22 protein-coding genes are annotated in these 23,294 nt (G+C 70.7%); 11 read left to right on the top strand and 11 right to left on the bottom strand.

Annotation, left to right across the window (positions count from 1 at the left end; genetic code table 11):
- Nucleotide 1: 1 nt before the first annotated feature.
- The 6 genes from OG413_RS15230 to OG413_RS15205 all read right to left on the bottom strand — a co-directional run bounded on the left by OG413_RS15230 (nt 2) and on the right by OG413_RS15205 (nt 10,360).
- Nucleotides 2-2,209 carry a TOMM precursor leader peptide-binding protein gene (locus OG413_RS15230; RefSeq protein ID WP_266805939.1) on the bottom strand — a complete coding sequence of 736 codons (2,208 nt, stop codon included), beginning with the start codon at nt 2,207-2,209 and terminating at the stop codon, nt 2-4.
- Nucleotides 2,199-4,556: a TOMM precursor leader peptide-binding protein gene (locus OG413_RS15225; RefSeq protein ID WP_266805937.1), complete on the bottom strand. Its 2,358-nt coding sequence runs from the start codon at nt 4,554-4,556 to the stop codon at nt 2,199-2,201. Before OG413_RS15225 ends, OG413_RS15230 begins: the two co-directional genes overlap by 11 nt.
- A gap of 4 nt (nt 4,557-4,560) precedes the next feature.
- Nucleotides 4,561-6,366 carry an AfsR/SARP family transcriptional regulator gene (locus tag OG413_RS15220; RefSeq protein WP_266805935.1) on the bottom strand — a complete coding sequence of 602 codons (1,806 nt, stop codon included), beginning with the start codon at nt 6,364-6,366 and terminating at the stop codon, nt 4,561-4,563.
- Between the two features lie 15 nt (nt 6,367-6,381).
- Nucleotides 6,382-6,636 (bottom strand): hypothetical protein, encoded by a 255-nt coding sequence (locus OG413_RS15215; protein ID WP_266805934.1) that lies wholly within the window; start codon nt 6,634-6,636, stop codon nt 6,382-6,384.
- Nucleotides 6,637-6,992: 356 nt separating this feature from the next.
- Nucleotides 6,993-9,575 (bottom strand): ABC transporter permease, encoded by a 2,583-nt coding sequence (locus OG413_RS15210; RefSeq protein ID WP_266805933.1) that lies wholly within the window; start codon nt 9,573-9,575, stop codon nt 6,993-6,995.
- Nucleotides 9,572-10,360, bottom strand: a complete 789-nt coding sequence (locus OG413_RS15205; RefSeq protein WP_266805932.1) for an ABC transporter ATP-binding protein — start codon at nt 10,358-10,360, stop codon at nt 9,572-9,574. Before OG413_RS15205 ends, OG413_RS15210 begins: the two co-directional genes overlap by 4 nt.
- Nucleotides 10,361-11,049: 689 nt before the next feature.
- Between OG413_RS15205 and OG413_RS15200 the strand changes: the two genes are divergently transcribed.
- The 4 genes from OG413_RS15200 (at nt 11,050) to OG413_RS15185 (ending at nt 16,062) form a co-directional block, all read left to right on the top strand.
- Nucleotides 11,050-12,516 (top strand): MFS transporter, encoded by a 1,467-nt coding sequence (locus tag OG413_RS15200; RefSeq protein ID WP_266810162.1) that lies wholly within the window; start codon nt 11,050-11,052, stop codon nt 12,514-12,516.
- A gap of 172 nt (nt 12,517-12,688) precedes the next feature.
- Nucleotides 12,689-13,180 carry a DUF485 domain-containing protein gene (locus tag OG413_RS15195; protein WP_266805931.1) on the top strand — a complete coding sequence of 164 codons (492 nt, stop codon included), beginning with the start codon at nt 12,689-12,691 and terminating at the stop codon, nt 13,178-13,180.
- The gene (locus OG413_RS15190; RefSeq protein WP_266805930.1) at nt 13,177-14,814 is read left to right on the top strand and encodes a cation acetate symporter; all 1,638 of its coding nucleotides are present in this window, start codon (nt 13,177-13,179) and stop codon (nt 14,812-14,814) included. The genes OG413_RS15195 and OG413_RS15190 overlap by 4 nt, the downstream gene beginning before the upstream one ends.
- Before the next feature lie 429 nt (nt 14,815-15,243).
- On the top strand, nt 15,244-16,062 hold the full coding sequence (locus OG413_RS15185) for an aminoglycoside phosphotransferase (protein WP_266805929.1): 819 nt from the start codon (nt 15,244-15,246) through the stop codon (nt 16,060-16,062).
- Nucleotides 16,063-16,250: 188 nt separating this feature from the next.
- On the opposite strand, the gene OG413_RS15180 is transcribed toward OG413_RS15185, so the two are convergent.
- Both OG413_RS15180 and OG413_RS15175 read right to left on the bottom strand, forming a co-directional pair.
- Complete coding sequence (locus tag OG413_RS15180; protein WP_266805928.1) at nt 16,251-16,460, bottom strand: DUF397 domain-containing protein; 210 nt, start codon at nt 16,458-16,460, stop codon at nt 16,251-16,253.
- 35 nt (nt 16,461-16,495) lie between these two features.
- A complete protein-coding gene (locus OG413_RS15175) occupies nt 16,496-16,888 on the bottom strand; it encodes a hypothetical protein (RefSeq protein ID WP_266805926.1) in 393 nt (130 codons plus the stop codon).
- A gap of 329 nt (nt 16,889-17,217) precedes the next feature.
- Here OG413_RS15175 and OG413_RS15170 point away from each other — a divergent pair, with 329 nt between their 5' ends.
- The 5 genes from OG413_RS15170 (at nt 17,218) to OG413_RS15150 (ending at nt 20,423) form a co-directional block, all read left to right on the top strand.
- Nucleotides 17,218-17,466: a hypothetical protein gene (locus tag OG413_RS15170; protein ID WP_266805924.1), complete on the top strand. Its 249-nt coding sequence runs from the start codon at nt 17,218-17,220 to the stop codon at nt 17,464-17,466.
- Complete coding sequence (locus tag OG413_RS15165) at nt 17,432-17,962, top strand: DUF6879 family protein (RefSeq protein WP_266805923.1); 531 nt, start codon at nt 17,432-17,434, stop codon at nt 17,960-17,962. The genes OG413_RS15170 and OG413_RS15165 overlap by 35 nt, the downstream gene beginning before the upstream one ends.
- A gap of 31 nt (nt 17,963-17,993) precedes the next feature.
- A complete protein-coding gene (locus tag OG413_RS15160) occupies nt 17,994-18,842 on the top strand; it encodes a helix-turn-helix transcriptional regulator (protein WP_266805921.1) in 849 nt (282 codons plus the stop codon).
- A 264-nt stretch (nt 18,843-19,106) separates the two neighbouring features.
- Nucleotides 19,107-19,250, top strand: a complete 144-nt coding sequence (locus tag OG413_RS15155; protein WP_266805920.1) for a hypothetical protein — start codon at nt 19,107-19,109, stop codon at nt 19,248-19,250.
- Between the two features lie 6 nt (nt 19,251-19,256).
- Nucleotides 19,257-20,423, top strand: coding sequence for a protein-L-isoaspartate(D-aspartate) O-methyltransferase (locus tag OG413_RS15150; protein ID WP_266805919.1), 1,167 nt, complete (start codon nt 19,257-19,259; stop codon nt 20,421-20,423).
- 343 nt (nt 20,424-20,766) lie between these two features.
- On the opposite strand, the gene OG413_RS15145 is transcribed toward OG413_RS15150, so the two are convergent.
- The 3 genes from OG413_RS15145 to OG413_RS15135 all read right to left on the bottom strand — a co-directional run bounded on the left by OG413_RS15145 (nt 20,767) and on the right by OG413_RS15135 (nt 22,260).
- Nucleotides 20,767-20,976, bottom strand: a complete 210-nt coding sequence (locus OG413_RS15145; protein WP_266805918.1) for a DUF397 domain-containing protein — start codon at nt 20,974-20,976, stop codon at nt 20,767-20,769.
- Nucleotides 20,977-21,211: 235 nt separating this feature from the next.
- Complete coding sequence (locus tag OG413_RS15140) at nt 21,212-21,421, bottom strand: DUF397 domain-containing protein (protein ID WP_266805917.1); 210 nt, start codon at nt 21,419-21,421, stop codon at nt 21,212-21,214.
- A complete protein-coding gene (locus OG413_RS15135; protein ID WP_266810160.1) occupies nt 21,418-22,260 on the bottom strand; it encodes a helix-turn-helix transcriptional regulator in 843 nt (280 codons plus the stop codon). The genes OG413_RS15140 and OG413_RS15135 overlap by 4 nt, the downstream gene beginning before the upstream one ends.
- 92 nt (nt 22,261-22,352) lie before the next feature.
- Here OG413_RS15135 and OG413_RS15130 point away from each other — a divergent pair, with 92 nt between their 5' ends.
- Both OG413_RS15130 and OG413_RS46930 read left to right on the top strand, forming a co-directional pair.
- Nucleotides 22,353-22,586 (top strand): hypothetical protein, encoded by a 234-nt coding sequence (locus OG413_RS15130; RefSeq protein WP_266805916.1) that lies wholly within the window; start codon nt 22,353-22,355, stop codon nt 22,584-22,586.
- Nucleotides 22,583-23,275 carry a hypothetical protein gene (locus tag OG413_RS46930; protein WP_323137861.1) on the top strand — a complete coding sequence of 231 codons (693 nt, stop codon included), beginning with the start codon at nt 22,583-22,585 and terminating at the stop codon, nt 23,273-23,275. The genes OG413_RS15130 and OG413_RS46930 overlap by 4 nt, the downstream gene beginning before the upstream one ends.
- Nucleotides 23,276-23,294 lie beyond the last annotated feature (19 nt).

Raw genomic sequence — 23,294 nt, 5'->3', positions numbered from 1 at the left:
GTCACGGGAAGGGGTGGGGTGCGGGGTTGAGGTCGGCGTCGGTGAGGTCGCCCGCGCGCAGTCCCGCCTCGCGCAGCGCGGTGCGCAGCCGGGGCATGCCGAGTGCCCGCTGTCTGCTCCAGCCGAAGTCGATGGGCAGCAGCCCCGGCACGATGACGGAGACGGTGGTCAGGCCCAGGGCGCGCTGTTCCGGCATGGTCTGGTCGACGACGATCACGTCGAACCCGGCCCCGGTGACGGCCTCCACGCACCGGTCCAGGTCCTCCCGCAGGTCGTCGGAGACGGGGATCGCCGGGTGCCGCCCGCCGTAGCCGCTCCGGTCACCGCGCCCGTTCCCGTTCCGATCACCGCCCCCGGCGGCGTTCAGGTCGCCGCCCGGGTTCCCGCGCCCTTCCCCGTCCCCGTACAGCTCGGTGAAGGACCGCTTGGGCGGGCGCGGCGCGCCCGGTTCGCCGAGCAGGAAGTGGGCGTGGTCGCCCATCTCCGGGATGCCGTAGGCCAGCGGGTGATCGTGCAGCGCCTCGACCTTGTCGAAGTCGTACGCCATGGCGCGCAGCCGTGTCTCGTCGCGTTCGGTACGTCCCTGGAGGTTCACCGCGTCCGTGGCGATCTCGCAGAGCGCGCCGGCCAGGGCCGCCTCCGGGTCGAGCCCGGCTCCCGCGCCGAAGCACATGCGGCCCCGCCCGCCGTCGGGGCGCACGGCGACACCCGTGACGACGGGGACGGGGAAGGAGATCCGGGTGTCGAAGAAGCGGGCCTCGTAGCCGTACATCTCCAGCCGGTCCACCATCTGCCGGGTGGCCGGGCGGCGGCTGGTGCGCGGGTCGATCTCGGGCAGGGCGGCCCGCCCGTACCAGGCCAGCAGGAACGCGTCGCGCTCCACGACCTCCATCAGCCCGAAGTAGACGGCCTCCTCCGGACAGCCGCCGGACGCGCAGCCGTTGGAGCTCTCCTGCACGAAGCGGTTCTCCAGGCCGGGTGCGTGGTAGTACGTGAGCACTTCCGGGACCAGGACCGTGCGGTGGTCGCGCAGGGAGTAGCCGCGCACCCAGGGGATCTCGCGGTCCGGGGTGAACGGGGTGACCCGGGGGTTGGCCCGGTGGAAGGCGTCCGAGTACAGCCCGCAGACCCGTGGGTCGAGCGCGTGCTCGCCGCGCCCGCGCAGGGCGTGCAGGGAGGCCCGCACCTGTGCGCGCTTGGCCCGCGAGCGCATGCCCGCGTATCGCTCAAGCCCTTCGAGGACCCCGATGCGCACGCTCTCGGCGAAGGTGTCGGCGTGGCCGCCCCAGAAGGTCTCGCGGAGGTACTCGCCCGAGCGCATCGAGAACCGGCCGATGGTGGCGGAGGTGGAGGTGGAGGAGACGTCCTGGACGACGGAGGGGCCCAGCGAGCCGCAGACCGGGTTGGCGTACGGCTCGACGGGCAGCTCGTAGTCGGCGATGTCCCGGACCCGGAAGCTGCCGGGCTTCCGCTTGGGGGCGGGCCGCAGGGTGAGTGCGGCGGCCTCGGCGGTGTCCGGCTCCGGCCGGCCGCAGACCGGGCACTCCGGATCGGGGACGAGCGGATAGCCGCGGACCGCCAGGGTCCGGAGGTCGACGAGATGGACGTAGGGGAAGGCGCCGGTCCGGGGTCCGGCGCCGCTCAGCCGGGCGGCGATGACACCCGCGAGGGCCTCGGCACCGAATGGGGTGACATAGGGGGACTCCCCGGCCGCGCGGGTGCCGGAGCCGAGTTCCAGCGCCTCGCGCAGGGCGACGGAACGGACGCCCTGCCAGCGCCGCTCCAGGCAGCGCGCGCAGGGCTGTTGGACCGTTACGCCGCTCCCCGCCGCCCCTGCCGATCCCCCGGCTCCCGCCACTCCCGCCACTCCCGCCGCCGTGGTCGGGAGTGCGGCGGGAAAGGGCCCGACGACGGCGTGCTGCCCGTAGTAGCGGACGGGCACGGCACGCACGGCATCCGTCGGTGCGAGGTCCGTCGGCAGACCGCCCGTCGGCGCGCTGTCCGTCGACGCGACGTCCGCGAAGGCGTCGCGTACGCCCAGCGGTGCGACGTCCAGCGGCGGCGGCTCGGCGGTGTGCCGGGCCAGCCGTTCCGCGAGGAATCCCGCGAGGCGCCGGGTGGACTCCGCCAGTACGGCGTCGGGCGCACGGGCGTCCGACGCGCCCGCGTCCGCGTCCGACGCGCCCGCGTCCGTGGTCTCAACGGGCATCGGGGCCGACCTCGCCGTCCACGGTGAGGAGCACCCGGGCGGTGCTGATGCCGCCCGCCGGGAGGTCCGCCGGGGTCGTCGGTACGTACAGGGCGTCGCGCCCGGCGTCCCGCAGCCGGTCGAGCACCGCCTCGAACGTGGTCGCCGCCCCGTCCGCCGCGACGGATTCCCCGGTCACCGCGACCGTCCCCGCGGCGAAGTCACCGAGCAGCGGATCACCCAGGTCCACCTCCGCACCCGGGTCCTCGGCGGCCAGCTGCACCTGACCGAGCAGATCCCGCAGGGCGGAACAGGCCGCCGCACGCCGCGACAGACCGGAACCGACCGCCCAACGCCCGCCCGTAACACCCGTGTTCGCCTCGCGGGCCAGCACCACGTGGGCCGACGTGCGGGCCCCCTCGCCGAGGTCGAGGAGCTCCACCGCGACGTCCAGGTTGGCCGCGGACTTCAGCAGGAACACCAGCTCCGGGTCGGCGCCGTCGACGGCCACGGGGCTCACCCGGGTGGCGCCCCGGACCGCCCGCAGCAGCGCGTCGTGGGCGAGCGCCGACATCAGGCCGCGCCCCGCCGCCTCCCGTGCGCTGCCGCCCGCGCCCGAACCCGCCGAGGTCGCCAGGTGCGGCCGGTCCCGGTTGTGGGCCCCGAAGGTGCGCACCGCGGCGGCGGGCACCCGGACCGGCTCCTTGCGGATCAGGGACGTGGCGGTGACCCAGGACCGCGGGCGGGCCCCGGTGCCTCCCCCGGTGGTCAGCGCGTCCGGGGCGAGCACGGGAACCGCCGCGCCCTCCCCGGCGACCGCATCCGCGTCGTCCTCGGCGGCCACCGGCACCACGTGCTCGACGTACACCTCCGCCGCCGCGTACAGCGCCCGCATCCGCGCGCCCGCCAGATGGTGCACGTCGAACGCGGCGATCCGGCGCCGCACCCCGGCCCCGAGCGCCACCTCGACCCGGCTGATCTTCAACGGGGTCTGGGTCAGCCCCTCGTCGTCGTACCGGCCGAAGATCCCGGTGAACGGGCGTACCAGGGCCGTGCTGATCCGGTTCAGGTCCTCGACCAGCGCCTCCGCGTCGCGGGCGGTCTCCACGGTCGGGGTGACGGGGAGCGCCAGACCCTCCGGCAGCGCGGCGGCGGGTTCGCGGGCGTCGAGGTCGGCGCAGCGGCGGCACCTGGGGTGGGGCTGGACCGGTTCGGCCATCACGTCGAGCGATTCCAGGTCCTGGACGAGGACCTGGCCGTCCGTCTCGGCGGGCAGGGCGCCGGTGGCGATGCGGAAGATCTCGTAACCGAGGAGGTTGCCGACCATCGCGGCGACCGGGCCGGACAGGGTGTCCGCCGAGGAGGTGACGGCGCCCGCGGCCTCGCCCCAGAGTTCGGCGGCGGGTCCGGGGGCCACGTTGCCGCCGAGCCGCAGGACGGCGCAGGACCAGCAGCCGGTGGAGGTGGCGGTGGCGAGCGGTCCGACGACGAGGCGGCGGCCGAACGACCAGGCGGGGATCAGGGTCCGGCCCTCGGGCACCCCGGCGGCGAGCAGCCGTTGGGTACGCGCCCCGGCCCCGGCGCCGGTCACCACGACGACGTCGTAACCGCCGAGCGCCGCCCAGCCGGCGTCCGTGCCCGAGGAACCGCGCCCGGCATCCGCGCCCGAGGCGACGAACCCGGCGTCCGCGCCCGAGCCGATGCGCTCGGCGTACGCGCCCGCCCCGGCCGCTTCGGCGGTGACGTCGTCGAAGCCCGTTGCCGTACCGATCCGGACGCACCCGTTGCGTATCAGGCTGAGCGCGCACCAGCGGGCGACCTCGTCGTCGCCGAGGACGGCGACCCGGGTGGCGCGGAAGCGGGCGAAGCGCTCCGGGGCGCCGTCGGCGTAGTGGTCGACGTACGCGATCTGGGCGGCGAACCGCTCGGCGACCGCGTCCGGCAGGGGCTCCGCCGTGCTGTCCGCCACGGGTATGTCGCGGGCGAACTCCCGTGCGTACAGCGTCTTGACGAGCTCGGCGGCCATCGCCCGCCGGCCCGGTCCGAAGCCCGCGCAGAGTTCGTCGAGCCGGTGGTGGCCGGTCAGGTGCGGGACGACGAGGGAGGCGAAGCGGTAGGCGGTGCGGCCGGTCAGATGGAAGCCGCCGTCGGCGTTGTGGAAGAGCACGCCGCCGGGGGTCTCGGTGAACAGCACGTCCTGGCGGATGCGCGGCCGGGTCCCGGCGAGGGAGTCGAACGCCCCGGTCGCGGCGGCTGCCGTACCGGCCGTCCCTGCGACTACGGCATCGGCTTCGACGGCGGCAGCTTCGGCGACAGCGGCTTCGACGGCGGCAGCTTCGGCGACAGCGGCTTCGGCACTCTCGGCCATGGGTTCACACCTTCTCTGTGCGGCGGATGCGGATCCGGGCGGTTCTTCGTATGTGGGCGCGGAGCAGTGCGTGGATGCGGTACGGGCCCGGCGGGCCGTCCTCCAGCAGTCCGGCGTCGGCCAGCCGCTCCAGTACGGCCTCGGTCTCCGGCGCCGCCCCGCTCCCCGGTGCGACGTCCTCGGCCCCGAAGGTGTCGAGCGGCCCCGCCCCGGCCCGGAGGAGCGCCTCGGACAGCCGGGGGTCGAGCCGGCCCAGCGCCCGGTCGAACAGGCCGGTGACGGACAGGCCGGGGGAATCGGTCAGGGTGAGCCGGGCGAGCGGGTCCTCGCCCAGCCAGTCGACGGCCTCGCCGAGCCCCAGCCCCGGCCGGGTCAGCAGCCGGGCGGTCAGGATGCGCAGAGCCACGGGGAAGTGCCCGCAGAGCGAGGCCAGTTGATGAGCCGCCTGTTGCTCCGCCTCGACGCGTTCGGCACCGAGTGCGGCCAGCAGCAAGGCGTACGACTCCGCCTCCGTGAAGGCGGAGAGCCGGTGCACCCAGCCGCCGTGGGTGGCGATGAGCCCGGCAAGGCCCATCCGGCTGGTGACGACGACGGCGATGTCGGGGCCGTCCGCCGGGAGCAGCAGCGGGCGCACCTGATCGGCGTCCACCACGTCGTCGAGGACGAGCAGGGCGCGTTCGCCCGCGCGCCCGGAGCGCAGGGCCGCCGACACCTCGGCCGCGACCTCGGCGACACGGCGCGGTTCGCCGTCCGGCCGGGTCATCGGCACGAGCAGCCGGCCGGCCGGGAAGGCGTCCCGCACGAGGTGGGCGACCCGGTGGGCGAGGGCCGACTTGCCGATGCCGGGTGCGCCCGACACCAGGACCGTGAGCGGCTGCCGGTCCTTCGCGCCGGGCTCGGCACCGGCGGTGAGGCGGGCGACCATGGCGGCCGTCTCGGCCTCGCGCCCGGTGAAGTTCGGCACGGTGGGCACGGGGCCGACGGCCGGGACGGGGACGGTCTCCCCTTCGATGACCCGGACGGCGGGGGCGGACGGGGACGGGGGCGGGGGCGCGGGCTCCCCCGTACCCAGGTCCTCACCGCGCAGGATCGCCAGTTCCAGCTGCTGGAGGGCGGGCGACGGGTTCACTCCCAGTTCGTCCAGGAGGAAGCCCTTGACCCTGCGGTACTCGGCCAGTGCCTGGGACTGCCGCCCGGTCCGGTAGAGCGCCTCGATCAGCTGCTCGTGGAACCGCTCGTGCCCCGGATATACGCGCGTAGCGGTCCACAGTTCGACCAGCGCCTCCCCGCAGCGACCCAGCCCCAGCAGCAGATCGCAGACCCGCTCCACGCTCCGCAGCCGCTCCTCCGCGAGCCGGGGCACCTCGTCCCGGTGCAGGACGTCGGAGCGCACGTTGGCGAGGAGGGAGCCCTGCCAGAGCGACAGCGCGTCCTTGAGCGTGTAGAGCTCGGCTTCCGGGTCGCCGGAGAGGGCCACGGACCGGCGTATCTGGTCGCGGAAACCGAGAAGGTCCAGGGAGTGCGGTGCGGCGGTGATCCGATAGCCACCGGGCACCGCCTCGATCGAGGTCTCGGTGACCCCGTGCTTGGTGAAGAGCCGGCGCAGCCGCAGGACGCAGGTCTGGAGCGCCGCCTTGGCGGTGGCGGGCTGCTCCTCGCCCCATACGGCCCGTTGCAAGTACTCGGCGGACACAACGGAGTTGGCGTGCAGAAGGAGGGCGGCGAGCAGGATCGTGGGCTTCGATGGCTGGAGTACGACGGTGTCGGGGCCGTCCGCGAGGGCCAGCGGCCCGAGGATCTGGAAGCGCATCACGGCTTCCCGCCCCTAGTCCCAGCCGTTGACCAGCTTGCACACCTGAACAGGCCCGGAGGGAACGGTCAGTCGGCCGAGGAACTCCTCCACCTGCGTACAGAGCATTCCGGCGGTGTGTTCGGGGAGGTGTTCCGGGGCGGTCGCCGGTGCGGGGGCCGCCGACGCGGCACCGGCGGAGAGGGCGAGCGAGACGAGCGCGAGAGTGGTGACGGCGACGGCGCCGCGCACCGGACCGCGCGGCTGCTGCGAAAGCGAAGACCTGGTCACGTTTCCCCTTCGGCTGTGGCGTCCTGCCGGGGGGTCCCGGCACGGATGAATATGCCAGCGGGGAGCGGAACGGGGCCTGGGCGGCGGTGACAGCTTGCTGCACGGGGCGCGGCAGCTTCGTGCAGGGGGCAGCTCCGCACAGGACGGCAGCTTTGTGCAGTGTGGCGGCTTCGTGCAGGGCGGCAACTTCGGACAGGGCGGGCCCGAGCCGTTCGCGTCCGAGCGCCCCGGAGCGTCCGGACGCGAACGGCCCCGGGGCGTTTGGAGGAACGCCCCGGGGCCAACACGCTCATTCTACGGTGACGGTCGCCTTCGGTCGCCCGTCCGGAGCCACCGTCGCCGTCAACTGTCAGCCGTCAGCCGTCCGTGGCGATGGCGTTCAGGACGTTCATCCGGCCCGCCCTGAAGGCCGGGACGAGTGCGGCGAACAGTCCGACGAACGCCGAGCCGACGAAGACGGTGAGGATGGTCGGCCACGGGATCTCCAGGACCCCCAGCCCCTCCAGCGCCAGCAGCTTCTGGGCGGAGGTGCCCCAGCCCATTCCCAGGCCGAGTCCGAGCAGGGCGCCGAAGAGGGCGATGACCACGGATTCCAGGCGGATCATCCGGCGCAGCTGACGGCGGGAGAGACCGATCGCCCGCATCAGGCCGATCTCCCGGGTCCGTTCGACCACGGACAGGGCCAGGGTGTTCACCACGCCGAGCACCGCCACGATGATCGCCAGGGCCAGCAGGCCGTACACGATGTTCAGCAGCTGGCCGATCTGGTCCTTCAGCTCCTGCTTGAAGTCCGCCTGGTTCTGCACCTTGTACTGCGGGTACGCGTCGAGCGAGGACTTGAGGGAGGTGTACGCCTCCTTCTCCTTGCCGTCCTGCGCCTTGGCGAACATGATCGCGTTCTTGGGCATCCTGTCGGCGGGAACGTAGCGTTCGGCAGTCGTGATGTTGGTGTACATCGCGCCCGTGTCGACGCTCGTGTCGTCGGAGGTGATCGCGGCGACCTTCAGCTTCGCCGTGTCGCCCGCCTTGAACGCGACCGTGATCTCGTCGCCGACCTCGACACCGTGCCGCTCGGCGTAGCCGTCACCGACCGACATGGCGTTCTTGCCGTACGCGGCGGCCAGGTCGCCGGAGACCGTCTCGCGGCGCAGGTCGTCCTTGTACGTCGGATCGGCGGCGACGATTCCCTCGTCCTCCGTGACGCCGTCGGGTGCGGTGATCTTTGCGCTGATGCTCTTGTATTCGGTGATGTGCTCGATGCCGGGGGCCGATTCCAGTGCCTTCGCGGCCTGGGGCACGATCAGCTGGCCGGTGGGCGACTGGACGATGAAGTCCGCGCCGACCGACTTGTCGAGTTCGTCGGTGGCCGAGGCCACCATGGAGGAGCCGACGACCGAGAGGCAGGCCACCAGCGCCAGGCCGATCATCAGGGCCGCGCCGGTCGCTCCCGTACGCCGGGGGTTGCGCAGGGCGTTGCGCTCCGCGAGCCGCCCGACCGGGCCGAACAGCCGCAGCACGGCCACGCTGAGCACCCGCACCACCAGGCCGGCCAGCAGCGGGCCGATCACGATGAAGCCGATCAGGGTGAGGACCACGCCGAGGCCGAGGAGGAGCGATCCGTCGCTCGCCCTGTCGGCCTGCGTCGTCGCCCACAGGGCCGCGCCGCCGGAGCCGGTGAGGACCAGGCCGATACCGGCCCTGATCCAGCCCGACTTCGCGTCGGCCGGGGTTCCGGCGTCGCGCAGTGCGGCCATCGGCGAGACCTTGCCCGCCCGGCGGGCCGGGACGTACGCGGCGAGGACGGTGACGACGATGCCGAGCGCGAGACCGAGCGCGGGGGTCGTCCAGGCGAGGGTGAGGTCGCCGGTGGACAGCTCCATGCCGATGGCGCCCATCGCCTTCATCAGCCCGACGGCGAGGCCGACTCCGGCGGCGACGCCGAGGAGCGATCCGACGATGCCGAGGAGTACCGCTTCCACCAGCACGGACCGGTTGACCTGCTTGCGGCTGGAGCCGATGGCCCGCATCAGACCGATCTCGCGGGTGCGCTGGGCGACGAGCATCGAGAAGGTGTTGACGATCAGGAAGATGCCGACGAGGAAGGCGATTCCGGCGAAGCCGAGCATCGCGTACTTCATGACGTCGAGGAAGGACCCCATGGAGTCCTTGTTGGCGTCGGCGGCCTCCTGCTGGGTCTGGAGCTTGTACGCGGCCGACCCGCCGAGCGCCGAGGCGACGTTCTTCTTCAACTGCTTGTCGCCGACGCCGGGTTCGGCGGTGACGGAGATGTGGGTGAAGGCACCGGGAGTGCCGAGCAGTTTCGTCTGGGCGGTCGCGGTGTCGAGGTAGACGATCGCGGCGCCCGGGTTGGTCACGGTGAAGGAGGCGATCCCGCTGATCCGTGCCGTGACGTCACCGGTGACGGTGATCGTGCGCAGTTCGTCGCCGAGCTTGAGGTCGCGCTTCTGGGCGGTGTCGGCGTCGACCATCACCTCGGTGGGGCCACGCGGGGCGTGGCCGGAGGTGATCTCCATGGAACGGAGGTCGTTCCGCGTCCAGTTGCCCGCCATCGTCGGGGCGCCGGTCTCCGAGCCCATGTTCTTGTTGTGGCGGTCGACGACGGTGACCGACATGCTGACGACGGCGCCCTCCGCCTCCTTCACCCCGTCGGCCCGAGCGACCCGCTGGACGACGGAGGCGGGCAGCGACTCGGGCTTCCCGTTCTCCGGCATGTCGGCGGAGCCCTTGGCCGCCTTCGGGCTGACGGTGACATCGGCCGAGGTCGCCGCGAAGAGCTTGTCGAAGGTGGTGTTCATCGTGTCGGTGAAGACGAGCGTGCCGCACACGAACGCCACCGACAGCATGACCGCGACGGCGGACAGCGCCATCCGTCCCTTGTGCGCGAGGAAGTTGCGCATCGAGGTCTTCCAGACGGTCATGACGTCCGCCCGCGTGCGTCGAAGTGCTTCATCCGGTCCAGGACCTGGTCCGCCGTCGGGTTGTACATCTCGTCGACGATGGAGCCGTCGGCGAGGTAGAGCACCCGGTCCGCGTAGGAGGCGGCCACCGGGTCGTGGGTGACCATGACGATGGTCTGGCCGAGATCGTCGACCGACCGGCGCAGGAAGGACAGCACTTCGGCACCGGCCCGCGAGTCCAGGTTCCCGGTGGGCTCGTCGCCGAAGATGATCTCGGGCTGCGAGGCCAGGGCGCGGGCCACCGCGACGCGCTGCTGCTGACCGCCGGAGAGCTCGGTCGGCCGGTGCTTCAGCCGCTCGGCGAGACCGACGGTCTCCACGACCTGCCGGAGCCACCCGGTGTCGGGCTTGCGGCCCGCGATGTCCATCGGCAGCGTGATGTTCTCGATCGCGTTGAGCGTCGGAAGCAGGTTGAACGCCTGGAAGATGAAGCCGATCCGGTCCCGTCTGAGCTGGGTGAGCTTCTTGTCCTTGAGCTTCGTGATCTCGGTCTCGTCGAGGTAGATCTCGCCGGAGGTCACGGTGTCGAGTCCGGCCAGGCAGTGCATCAGGGTCGACTTGCCGGAGCCGGACGGCCCCATGATCGCCGTGAACTGCCCGCGAGCGATGTCCACATCGACATGGTCGAGCGCGACGACCCGGGTCTCCCCCGACCCGTACGCCTTGACGACCTGCCTCGCTCGCGCAGCGACGGCCGTACGCCCTCCAGTGCCCCCGTGCCTGGGAATGGTTACAGCCGTTGTCACGGTAAGTCTCCTATGTCGGTCGATGACTGGACGTCTCTGCGTACGTTCCGAGTCTCGGGTGAGAGGGGGGTCCGGCGCGCTGGTGCCCAGCGCAGTCCTGAGGTGGGGTTATCCCCACCCTGCCCCGGTGTTCGGCCGCGATCGCGACGTAAAGAAAGGCTAAGGAACAGCCACCGACCGCCACGTCCTCCGCCGGGAGGAACGCCCCCTGGACAGAACTGAGGACCAACCCCTAGGGGTCTCCACCCCGCGACGGAGACCGACGTAGGGGGTCGCGAAACCGGCCGCGCGCGGGTCGGGCCGACCGCCCCGCCCTTCGCGCCCCTCCCGCCGGGCGGCACGTGGTGAGACAGTGGCCCAGGAAATACATGCATAGGGAAGGAAAATCTGTGGGCGGCGCGGACGGCGACATCGAAGCGATACCCGGGCCGACCGCGGTGACGTCCGGACCCGGAGCCGCGCACCCCGGCCCGGCCGCGAACGTCACGAAGCCCACGGAAGCAACTGCCGTCTCCGCGGCCCCGGAAGCCGCTGCCGCAACTCCAACCCCGAAACCAACAGCCGTCACCCCAACCGTCACACCGACCATCACACCGACCGTCACACCAGCCGCACCCACCACCGCAGCCGCAGAGACCGGGGCCTCGCCCACCACCCCGCGCGGCCGTCGCCCCGTAGTTGCGGCGCTGATGCTCGGCATGGCCCTGTCCGCCATCGACGGCACCATCGTCTCCACCGCCGTCCCCCAGATCGTCGGCGATCTCGGCGGGTTCGCCGTCTTCTCGTGGCTCTTCTCCGGCTATCTGCTGGCCGTGACCGTCACCCTCCCCGTGTACGGGAAGCTCTCCGACACCTTCGGCCGCAAGCCCGTCCTGGTCGCCGGCATCATCCTGTTCCTGGTCGGCTCGGTGCTCTGCGCCGCCGCGTGGAACATGGCCGCGCTGATCGCCTTCCGGGTCGTACAGGGTCTCGGCGGCGGCGCTCTCCAGGGCACGGTGCAGACGATCGCCGCCGACCTCTACCCGCTCAAGGAACGCCCCAAGATCCAGGCCAAGCTGTCCACCGTCTGGGCCACTTCGGCCGTCGCGGGACCGGCGATCGGTGGGCTGCTCGCCGCGTACGCCGACTGGCGGTGGATCTTCCTGATCAATCTGCCGGTCGGCGCGATCGCCCTCTGGCTGGTCGTCCGCCACCTCCACGAACCGTCCCGTCCGCGCCCCGCCGTCCGCCCCCGGATCGACTGGGCCGGCGCGCTGGCCGTCTTCGCGACGGGCGTCCTCCTGCTCACCGCGCTGGTCCAGGGCGGCGTCGCCTGGCCCTGGCTCTCCGCCCCCTCGCTGGGCCTGTTCGGGGTCAGTGCCGTACTCGCCGCGCTGACCGTCGCCATCGAGCGCCGGGCCGCCGATCCGATCATCCCGGGCTGGGTCTGGCGGCGGCGCACCATCGCCTCGGTCAATCTCGCCCTGGGCGCGATGGGGCTGCTGATGGTCGCGCCGACCGTCTTCCTCCCGACGTACGCCCAGTCCGTCCTGGGCCTCGGCCCGATCGCCGCCGGATTCGTCCTCTCCGTGATGACGCTGAGCTGGCCGGTCTCGGCGGCGCTGTCCAACCGGGTCTACAACCGCATCGGCTTCCGGCTCACCGCCATCATCGGCATGAGCGCCGCCCTGCTGATCCTGCTGGCCTTCCCGTTGCTGCCCTACCCCGGTGCGGCCTGGCAGCCCGCCCTGATCATGCTGCTGCTGGGCGCGGCGCTCGGGCTGTTCCAACTGCCGCTGATCGTGGGCGTCCAGTCGACCGTCGGGTGGTCGGAGCGCGGTACGACGACGGCGTCCGTCCTCTTCTGCCGCCAGGTCGGCCAGAGCATCGGCGCCGCGCTGTTCGGTGCCGTCGCCAACGGGGTACTGGCCTCCCGGCTGGCCGACGCCCCCGTCCCCGGGCTGCCGGGCGACCTGGACGCGATCTCGCACGCCCTGGACGACCCGGGTTCGCTGTCCGCCGCCGCGACGGACCACCTGCGCCGGGCGGTCGACGCCGCGGTCGACCATGTCTACCTCGGCGCCGCCGTGGCCGCCGGGCTCGCACTGCTGGTACTCGTCTTCCTCGCCCCGCGCCGCTTCCCGATCCTCGACGAGGGGTCGGAAAGCGTCCGTTAGGCATCCAGGAATAGGACAACTCCGGTACCGCCGAGGGTATTTCGGTATTACCCCTCCCCACCCGCCGTACCCGAAAGTAATCTACGCGCATCGACCGGGCGCACCAGCGCCTCCGCTTCTGCCTTGCACACCCCCAGGTCCCCCAGCCATGCAAGGAAGGGAGCAGTACCCGATGCCGAACAACGACCCGCACCCTCCCCCCTACCAACCCGACTACCTTCTCGCCTGGCAGAGTTCGCCTCCGCAGGCCCCTCCGGCGCCGTATCCGCCGCTGCTCCCGCCCCGGTGGTCCGCCCCGTGCGAGGACGATTCCGCTCCCGCCCCCGACCACCACGGTGATCTGCTCCGGCTGCGCGGCGCGTACCGCGTCCTGCGCCGGGCCGCCACTTTCACCGCGCTCGGCTATTTCACGCTGTTCCTGCTGCTTTCCGCCTACGCCCCCGATCTGATGGCCCACCCCGTCGGCGGTGGCGGTCTCAACATCGGCCTGCTGCTGGGTCTGTGCCAGCTCCCGGTCGCCGTCCTCGCCATCACCGTGTACGAACGCACAGCCGAGCGGACGGTGGACCCGCTCTCGGCCGACCTGCGCAACGGCGGCCGCCCCCCTGCCCATCCGCGCCCCCACCGGCGCCCCCGTAGACACGATGACCGGGCGGGACGATGACCGGATTCGAAGACTCCGCGCAGACCATGTCCCTGGTGGCGTTCATCGCCGTGGCCACGATCGCCCTGCTGCTCTGTGTGATGACCGTGCCGGACCGCGACGACCTCGACGCCTTCTACACGGGCTACCGCACGCTCTCCCCGCTGCGCAACGGCCTCGCCATCGCCGGTGACTACCTCTCGGCGGCCACCGTCCTCGGCGCCACCGGGCTCACCGCCCTCACCGGCCACGACGGACTCGTGGTCGCCCTGAGCACCGTCCTATCGCTCCTCCTGCTGATGTTCCTGCTGGCCGAACCCCTGCGCAACGCGGGCCGGTTCACCATCGGCGACATGCTCACCCGCCGGGCCCCCGGCCGCGCCGTCCGCATCACGGCCTGCGCGGTCACGCTCGCCGCACTCGTGCCCCTGATGGTCGTCCAGCTCGCCGGCAGCGGCAATCTGCTCGCCTTCATGCTGGGCTTCGACAGCTCCGGATTCCGCACCGGCTCCATCGTCGCGCTCGGCGTCATGATGATCGGGTACGCGGCGATCGGCGGCATGAAGGGCACCACCCTGATCCAGATCGTCAAGACGGTGGTGCTCCTCGGCGCCGCACTGCTCGTGTCCGTACTCGTGATGAACCGTTACGACTGGAGCCTGGGCGCCCTGCTCTCGGCCGCTCAGGCGGGCAGCGGAGCCGGGGCGGCCTATCTCCGCTCCGGGCTGCAGTTCGGCGGCAGCGACCTGGACATGATCAGCTCCGAACTGACCCTGGTGCTCGGTGTCGCGTGCCTGCCGCACATCACGATGCGGATGACGAGCGTCGGCAGCGCCCGCGCGGTCCGCCGCTCGATGTCCTGGGCGGTCTGCGTCGTCGCCGCGATCTGTCTGCTGCTCACCCTCAGCGGCTTCGGCGCGGCGGCCCTCGTCGGCTACGAGAACATCACCGCCGCCGGGGCGCAGGGCAACAGCGCGATCCTCCAGGTCAGCGGCGCGGTCGCGGGCGGTGGCGCGGCCGGGGCACTGGTCGTCACGACCATGACGACGGCGATCTTCCTGACGCTGCTCGCCTCGGTCGCCGGAATGATCCTGGCCTGCGCGAACTCGCTCGCCCACGATCTGTTCGCCCATGGACTGCGCGAACCGGGCAAGCCGCCGCTGAAGCAGCGCACCGAGATGAGTACGGCACAGGCCGCCGCGGTCGGCATCGGCCTGCTCACCATCGCCCTCGCGGTGCTCGCCCGGCACTGGAACCTCCAGTCGCTGGTGACGCTGTCCTTCTGCGTCGGCGCCTCCGCGCTGGCCCCGGCACTCATCTACAGCATGTTCTGGCGTCGCTTCACCCGGGTCGGCCTGCTCTGCACGCTCATCGGCGGCACGGTCAGCGTGCTGATCCTCTTCACGGGCACCAACCTGGTCTCCGGCTCGCCCGAAGCGGTCTTCCCGGACCTCGACTTCAACTGGTTCCCGTTCACCACGACCGGCCTCGTCTCGGTCCCGGCCGGATTCCTGGCGGGCTGGCTCGGCACCAGGTTCAGCCGCCGGGGGGTCGACGAGGAGCGCCGGCAGTACGAGGCCGTGGAGCCGCTGATCCTCGCGGGCGCCCCACCGGCGGAACCGCTCACGGCGGACGCGCTCACAGCGGACCGGTGAGACGGCCCACCACCGCCTCCGCCCCTGACCGCCGTCCTCCCATCCGCCGTACGGGCTCCGCCTCCCGTACGGCGGATGCCTCGCGAGCAGGGCCCCTGACCACGGCCTGCCCCCCGTCCACGGATAGGCGCGCGCCGATCACTGGTAGACGGCCGCTGACGGAGCGTCGGAACCGGTCACAACCCTTCGTTACGTGTTCGTCTGCCGTAGCAACACGAGGACTTGGTTGCCGTCCCTGGAACTTCACTGGTTCGGGCCCGTCCGGTCGGTACGGTCCCGGTCATGACGATCCTTGAGGCACGCAACCCGTCCCCTCGTCCGTCAACCAACCCCCCGCCGGGACTCCCCTCGACCAACCCGCCGACGAGGCCGGACAAGAACCCGCCATTCCCACCGAACGCCCCTCAGAGGCACGCGAGGTAGACGGCCGTGCGTGTCGCTCTGCGCTCCTACGAGGAACTGCCCGAACCCGTACGGCGGGCGGTCGCCGGCCAGGTCGGAGAGGGCAGTGCGGTGGCCGACATGGTCAACGCGACCAGCTCGGGCTTCGCCGCCCTGCTGACCGCCCCCGGCGGCGGGAGGGTCTTCGTCAAGGGGCTGCCCGAGGACCATGAGCGGACGGCCGAGCTGAACGTGGAGAGCGCGGTGGCGGCGTTCCTGCCCGACTTCGCACCACGTCTCCTGTGGCGGGTGGCAGCGGGCGGTTGGACGGTCCTCGGGTTCGAGGGGATCACCAGTACGTCACCGTGGGCCGACTTCTATGCGGACGACAGCCCCCATCTGGACTCCGTCACGACGGTCCTGCAGGAGCTGAGCACGACGTCCGCGCCGCCCGAGGCCCGGTTGAAGCCGGCGTGGGGGCGGTGGGAGGAGTACTGCGACCCTGTTGATGAGCCGCTGCTGACGGGGGACATGCTTGTGCACGGCGATCCGGCGGCGGTCAACTTCCTGCCCGGGACCGACCGGACGTGGCTGATCGACTGGGCGTGGGCGGCCCGGGGCCCCGGATGGGTGGACGCGGTCCTGTGGGGCCAGCGCCTCGTCCTGGACGGCGAGCAGACTCCCGAGCAGGCCGCCCGGTGGTGCCGGCGCATTCCCGCGTTCGCCGAGGCTCCCCGCGAGGGCGTGGTGGTGCTCGCCGAGGCCGACGCCCGTTCCTGGGAGGCCTGGCATGAGTACGGGACGCCCGGCCTGGAGCGCCACGTGAAGGCGGCACGGGCGTGGGCGGACTACTGGCAGACACCGTAGCCCCAGGTGAGGGGGACACGGGCGTGGGCCAGCCGGGCAGCCGGGCCGGTCCGGGCCGGGGCGTTGGCCATGCGGTCGGGAAGCTGGCTCCGTTTCAGGACCTCGATCGTCCGTGGGGCGTCGCCCCACTGGCCCAAGTGAGCAGGACGGCCAGGGGCTTGCACCCCGATCGGCAAACAACCAGGTGCTCAGACGGTGCCGAACTCTCCAGCTCTCACGCCCGCCACGAAGCACGCGAACGCGTCGGCACGAAGGTCCAGGGTGGGACCGCGCAGATCCTTGGAGTCACGTACGGGGACCACGCCACGCGGGACGGCGAGGTTGGCAGCGACCTCGACGCAGTCGCCGCCGTTGTTGCTGTACGAGGACGTGAACCAGCGGGGGGATTCGGTCGTCACGGGGAGCCCTTTCATCATCTGCGGATCATGACCACCTAGGCCGGTCGGGCGCAGCACCACCGACCACCATTGCCAGTAGGCCGCCAACGGGCGCGGAAGTGAAGTGCATTCCCAGTCCAGTTGCCCCGGCCGGACGGTCCCGGCGGACGGCATGAGCCGGCGATGCGCTCGGCGCTCAGGTGGGCCGTGGTGTGGTCTGGGTTGGATGCCTCGATCTCGGCGTTGAGGGCGAACGCGGCGGCCACGGCTTCAGCCACCACGGGAACGGAGCCGAGCAGGTCGCCTGCTTCGGCCACCGTGCCGGGCCACACCGTCCAAGCCCCGTCCAGGCGGGCGGAGCGGACGACGACCCACACCAGCGCTTCCCCGGGCGGGAGCCGACTCACCTCTTCCTCGGTGAGCCAGTGGGCGAGCTGGTCGCCGGACATACCGGCCACCTCCACGCCTGCCACAGCGGCGTACCGCAGGGCGGACCGCTCCACCGCCGCGGATCGCACCGGGCGGCATACGCCGTCGCACGTCTCATGCGCAATGGCGGCCAGGACCCGCGCCCGCCACCGGTCCGGAAACCCCGGGTCGTACAGCTGCTGATGGTGCAGGAGGGCGAGGAATCCCTCGGCCTTCCCTGCCGACAGGCTGTTCCCTTTTGCATGCTCTCGTATCTGAACTGCCCTGGCTGGCTAGCCTCTTGACCTAACCGGCCGAGAGGGTGATGGTCGTGCAGTCAGGTGTATCCCCCTCGCTGTGGTAGGTAGTCATGGCCTTGGTATTCATCGCGAAGGACCCCGATACGGACGAGCGGAACTGCCCGACCGTGTGGGTGGACGCGGAAGCGGAAGAGATGCTGTTCCAAGGGTGGAAGACTGACGAGGTGAGGCTGGCCGAGTGCTTGCTGACCGGCCCCATCCCCGACAGCGAAGCAGTGGTTCGGCTGCCCTTGCGTATGGTGACCGCTATCAGGAAGGCGTGCGATGAAGCAGAGCGGGCCGGCGTTCGACTTCGATGAGGTGCTGGCCCGTAGCACCCGCTCCGCCGTACATCTTGAGATGCGTGACTCGTACGCGGTCGACAATGAGACCGGCCGCTACGCCGAGTGGAAGGCGGGGAAGCGCCACGACCCGGACGACCGCTCGTCGTGGTGGCGCCCGTGGCACTCGCTCGTCGCTGAGACCGTGGCGCGAGGCGTCGTGGTGCGGCGGGCCCGGATCGTCTCCGAACCGGTTTCGGAGTACATCCGGTTCGAATACGACGGCACGTTCATGAACGTGGTGGCGGGCGAGCTCGTGCGCTGGCTCCCGCGACGGCAGGCGTCCGACCTGGCGTTGCCCGGTAACGACTTCTGGGTGTTCGACGGCGGGATCGTTCGCTTCGGCCACTTCTCAGGAGACGGCGAGTACCTCGGCGAGGCATGGACGGAAGCATCCGCCGTCGCCGAACTGTGCTCGTCTGCTTTTGAGGCGGTGTGGCGACGCGCCACGCCCCACGAGGATTTCAAGCTCTGACGACTCGAATCGCACCCTGGACAGCCGACCCATGCCCGTATCTCCATCGTCCAGCGCGCAGGCCGCCCGCGAGGCACTTGCCGCACGCCTCGGCGACCTGCGCCTGGGCGCGGGGCTCACAGGGCGTGAGCTGGCTTCCCGGGCCGGCTGGAGCGCGGCCAAAGCATCCCGGATCGGGAACGCCAAGACCACACCGTCGGACGCCGATATCAGGGCGTGGTGTGTGGCTTGCGACGCCGCGGACCAGACTGCCGACCTGATCGCGGCGAACCGTTCCACCGACTCCATGTACGTCGACTGGCGCAGGAAGCAGCGCACAGGGTTGCGCAGGCTCCAAGAATCTGCGGTGCCCTTGTTCGAGCGAACGCGGCGCTTCCGCGTCTATTGCTCCAACGTCGTCCCCGGTCTGGTCCAGACAGAGGGGTACGCACGGGCGCTCCTGACGTCGATCACGGAGTTCCGCCGGATTCCCCATGATGTGGATCAAGCAGTCGAGGCGCGCATGGCGCGCTCCCGCGTGATCCGTGAGGGGGACCACCGCTTCGCGCTGATCATCGAGGAAGACGTCTTGCACTACGGCTTCGGCGACGCCGGGGTCATGGCCGGCCAGCTCGGCTACCTGCTGGCAGTCATGTCGCTGCCGTCCGTCTCTCTGGGGATCATCCCTCGTACCACCCCCCGCCGCATGTGGCCGATGGAGACGTTCATGGTGTTCGATGACGAGCGGGCGGCCGTGGAACTGCTTTCGGCAGACGTAACAGTCACAACGCCATCCGAAGTCGCCTTGTACGTACGGGCCTTCGGCGAGCTTTCAGGGATGGCCGTCTACGGCGGACGTGCCCGTGCGCTGGTGACCGAGGCCATTACTTCACTCGGGTAACTCGCGTGCAATCTTGTGCAACAACGTAGCTAGCCCTCCTCTGCTCTTCCTAGCTTGGTCGTCGTCCGGCAGACAACACGGAAGAGTGCGGCATGGCAAGGGCAGCACGGCAGGAGACTGCATGGCCGGACCCGCTCGAACAGGTGCCCGCGCCCGGATGCAGGGTGTCATGGCGTAGGGCGCCTGGCAGGGGCGGGCAAGCCCCCACTCCTCACGGGGTGGGCAGTAAGCCAATGGTCACCACTTCACGAAGGAGACAGGGGCATGCCCAAGCACGGTGGCGGAACCGGAAGCGGCCAGGGTGGCAGTCAGCAGGACGACGGCAGCAGTGGCCGCGGACACGGTGGCGGCGGCTCGGACACGGGGAGCGGCGGCAACCCGTCTGACGGCTCCGGCCCGAAGAAGTAGGGGTATATGACGGCGCGCAAAGAGGAGGTGGGCCCTCAGGGGCTCGCCTCCGCGCTCGTTGCATCGGGCGCCCTGCATCCGGAATGGCTGCCTACGTTCTACTCAGTCCCTCGGGACGTATTCGTGCCCCCACGCATCTGGCCGGGCATCGCCGCAGGTACCCGTCAGAACGCCTTGGTGGACCGTGGCACGGACCCGGATGCCTGGTTCGAGGCCGTGTACTCGGACATTCCGCTGACGACACAGTGGGATGACGGACAGCATGCCGGCGACGGGATCGGGACTACCCCCAGTAGCTCCAATTCTCAGCCCCACATGGTCCTTTCGATGCTGGCCGACCTGGACGTGCAGGATGGCCACCGGGCCCTTGAGATCGGTACGGGTACGGGTTGGAACGCCGCCCTGCTCTCCTTCCGGCTTGGCTCCGAGAATGTCGTCTCGATCGAGTACGACCCTGAGGTGGCCAAGGGTGCGATTGCGAGCCTGCGCGATGCGGGCCTGTCCCCGCTGATCGTCGGGGGAGACGGGCGGCTCGGCTGTCCGGAGCATGCCCCGTACGACCGGATTATTGCCACCTGCTCAATCGGGGAGGTCCCTTACACCTGGGTCGAGCAGACCGTTCCCGGCGGGGTAATCGTCGCCCCATGGGGAACCGGCTACGGCGGCGAGGCGATCGCCCGGCTTACCGTGGACGAGGACGGTACGGCCAACGGCCACTTCACCCGCTCCAGCGCCTTTATGCGCCTACGGCAGCAGCGCTCGCAGCGTGCGCATCACGACGCCTATCTCAAGGGCCAGGAGTGGCCCGCAGGCGGCGTCAAAAGCACGGCGACGCTTTCTCCGGAAGACATCGACGGGTGGGTCGAACAGTTCGCGATCAGCTTGCGTGTACCCGGCACGTTCTGGTCTGTCGAGCCCGATGACGACGGAACCTATGTGGTGTGGTTCTACAGCGACGACGAACAGTCCTGGGCGTCCATCGATTACGAGCCAGGGGCGAGTAAGTATCTCGTGGTGCAGTCGGGGCCGCGCCGGCTGTGGGATGAGACAGAAGCCGCCTACCGGTGGTGGGAGCGGCAGGGCCGCCCGGATTTCGGGCGGTTCGGGCTGACCGTCGACAGCCGCGGTGACCATCCGTGGCTCGATACGCCGGACAACCCGCTTCAGGCGTGACATCAGAAGCCCCGTCTACCGACGTCCCGGCGTGATGTATGGCGGGGCTTCGCCACGCACCACATCAGTCCAATGACCTTCCGGCCACGAAGCTGCCAATGCCGGGTCTCGTGGTGATCAAGCAGGCCGACCGATGCCACGATGCGGCTTCGCCCCTACTCGCCGGAGGAGCTGGAGCGACGGCGCCCCTGTCCAGGCAGCCGGTCCGGGCCGGGGCGTTGGCCATGCGGTCGGGTAGCTGGCTCCGTTTCAGGACCTCGATCACCTGTGGGGCGTCGCCCCACTGGCCCAAGTGAGCAGGACGGCCAGGGGCTTGCACCCCGATCGGCAAACAACCAGGTGCTCAGACGGTGCCGAACTCTCCAGCCCTCACGCCCGCCACGAAGCACGCGAACGCGTCGGCACGAAGGTCCAGGGTGGGACCGCGCAGATCCTTGGAGTCACGTACGGGGACCACGCCACGCGGGACGGCGAGATTGACGGCAACCTCGACGCAGTCGCCGCCGTTGTTGCTGTACGAGGACGTGAACCAGCGGGGGGATTCGGTCGTCACGGGGAGCCCTTTCATCATCTGCGGATCATGACCACCTAGGCCGGTCGGGCGCAGCACCACCGACCACCATTGCCAGTAGGCCGCCAACGGGCGCGGAAGTGAAATGCATTCCCAGTCCAGTTGACCCGGCCGGACGGTCCCTGCGGACTTGCATGAGTTGGACACCGGAACAGCACGCAGCCCCACCATGCGAGACGCACGGCGGGGCTGTCCGGCTCGGTGAGGAACCGGGGGTTCAGACGGTGCCGAACTCTCCGGCCTTCACGCCCGCCACGAAGGAAGCGAACGCGTCAGCGCGAAGGCCCAGGGTGGGACCGCGCAGATCCTTGGAGTCACGTACGGGGACCATGCCGCGCGAGGCGGCGAGGTTGGCAGCGACCTCGACGCAGGCGCCGCCGTTGTCACTGTATGAAGACTTGAACCAATGGAGGGATTCTGTCGTCACGGGGTGCCCTTTCGTAACTGCTCGATCATGGCCACGGATGCCGCTTGTGAGAGCGCTTCAGCCTGCAACTGATGGTAGGCGGTCAACAGGGGCAATACGGAAGTGCTTTCCCGTTCGAGATGACCCCGTTGGGTTGACTCCGCGTACGACATGAGCTGACGGTCTGAAAGCGTCAGTATGTACAGCGGCAGGTTGAACGGGCGCCGCTCTCCCATATCGAACGGGGCAACCTGGAGCACAGTGTTCGACAGCTCAGCGAACTCCACCAATCGCGCCAACTGTGCGTCCGTCACGCCTAATCCGCCTACGGGCCGTCGGATACAGCTCTCGTCCAGCACCACCAGGACGAGTGGCGCGGCGGACTTCCGGACGAGCGCGGCTTGCCGTTCCGCAACGAGGCTGACCCGCTCACGCGCCTGCTCGGGGGTGATAGCTCCCCGCTTGACAGCGCTCTCGGCAAGGACCGTTGCGTACTCCGGAGTCTGGAGCAGACCGGGGAGGACGCCTACTTCATACAGTCGGATCTCTACTGCCCGGCCTTCGTACCCCACGTACTCCGGGAAGCCTTCCAGCAGGCTGCCATGGCTGATCTCGCGCCACTCGCGCTCGAACGAATCGGCTGTTCCTTCGGTCCCGAGTGCGCCATCAACACCGATCGAGAACCTGCGGGTTGGCGGTTTGCGGCCGTTCTCGACCCCCGAGACATGCCGCCCCGTGTAGCCGATCCGTACACCGAGGTCATCCTGCTTCCAGCCGCGCGCCTCTCGTGCGCTGCGTAGTCGTGCGCCGTACGCCGCCTCCGGTGACGACTCCGGGTTCAACTCCTTGATGTTTACCAATGTGTTCTCCGTTTCTGCCACGTTGAATACGGGCCGACCCTAGGTCACGCTGATGCTCCTTGGTAGCGGAATGACCACGGAGAGGAACGATCGTGTCTACGGAAAACGGTTCTCCGAACGGACGTACCCCCCACGTACCTGCCCCCGGCACCCTCGTACGGCCGGTCGTCCACGACGGCCTGTCCGTGCCGGAGCCGTGCCGGGGCTGCCAGGAGATCGACCACGCCGAGGCCGTGGCCGGTGCCGAGCGCGATGCCTCCAAACAGGCCGCCTGCCGGGCCTCGCGCCGGCGCCACGAGACGGCCGAGCACGGAGCGCCGTCATGAGGCCGGGGTTCGTGATGGTCCGGCTCGCCCTCGCCCTCGGAGCCGCCGGAATCCTCCTGCGCCGCTACCTCCCCCGGATCATCCGGGCACTCGCCCCACAACCACCACCGCCACAACCCCTGTTCGCCGAGCTGCAACGTATCGAGACCGACCCCGCCTATCGGGCCCTGTTCCTCGCCGGGCTGGACGCCGCGATCGCCCGGCACGACGCGGAACGCACCGCCCGGCTGCACGCGGTCGAAGGGGCGGCCGACCTTCTCCAGCGCCTGGTCCGCCCCGCCCCCGGCCCCCGCCACGGCGAACGCACCACCGCCACAGGCGCTGGCACGGACTACGTCGCCGAGGTCACCGTGAGCGCCGGGACGAGGCGCGCGGTCCCGATCGGCCGGGTCACCGTACCCAACCGCCGCCTCGCCCTGCGATGGCTCCGCAGACAGGCACTCCGCCTCGCGGACGGGCACGGACACCCCGAACCCCCCGACACCACCCCCTGGACACGGGCGAAGAACGACGTCCGGCCGGTCACCTTCCACAGCTCCGACGCCCCCGAAAACCTCCGCGCCTGGGCCACCGACGACCAACGCCAGACCGACGCACTACGCCACTTGGAAACCGGCCCCGGCACCCTGCTCACCGTCACCGACCCGGCCGTCGGACTGCACGTCACCCTCACCGGCCGACCCGCCTAGCCCGGCCTCCAGCACCCCC

The sequence above is a fragment of the Streptomyces sp. NBC_01433 genome (genome assembly GCF_026340105.1).
Classification (GTDB): Bacteria; Actinomycetota; Actinomycetes; order Streptomycetales; family Streptomycetaceae; genus Streptomyces.
The sequence above is the reverse complement of the archived record's forward strand: the minus strand, read 5'-3'. Positions and strand labels throughout refer to the sequence as shown.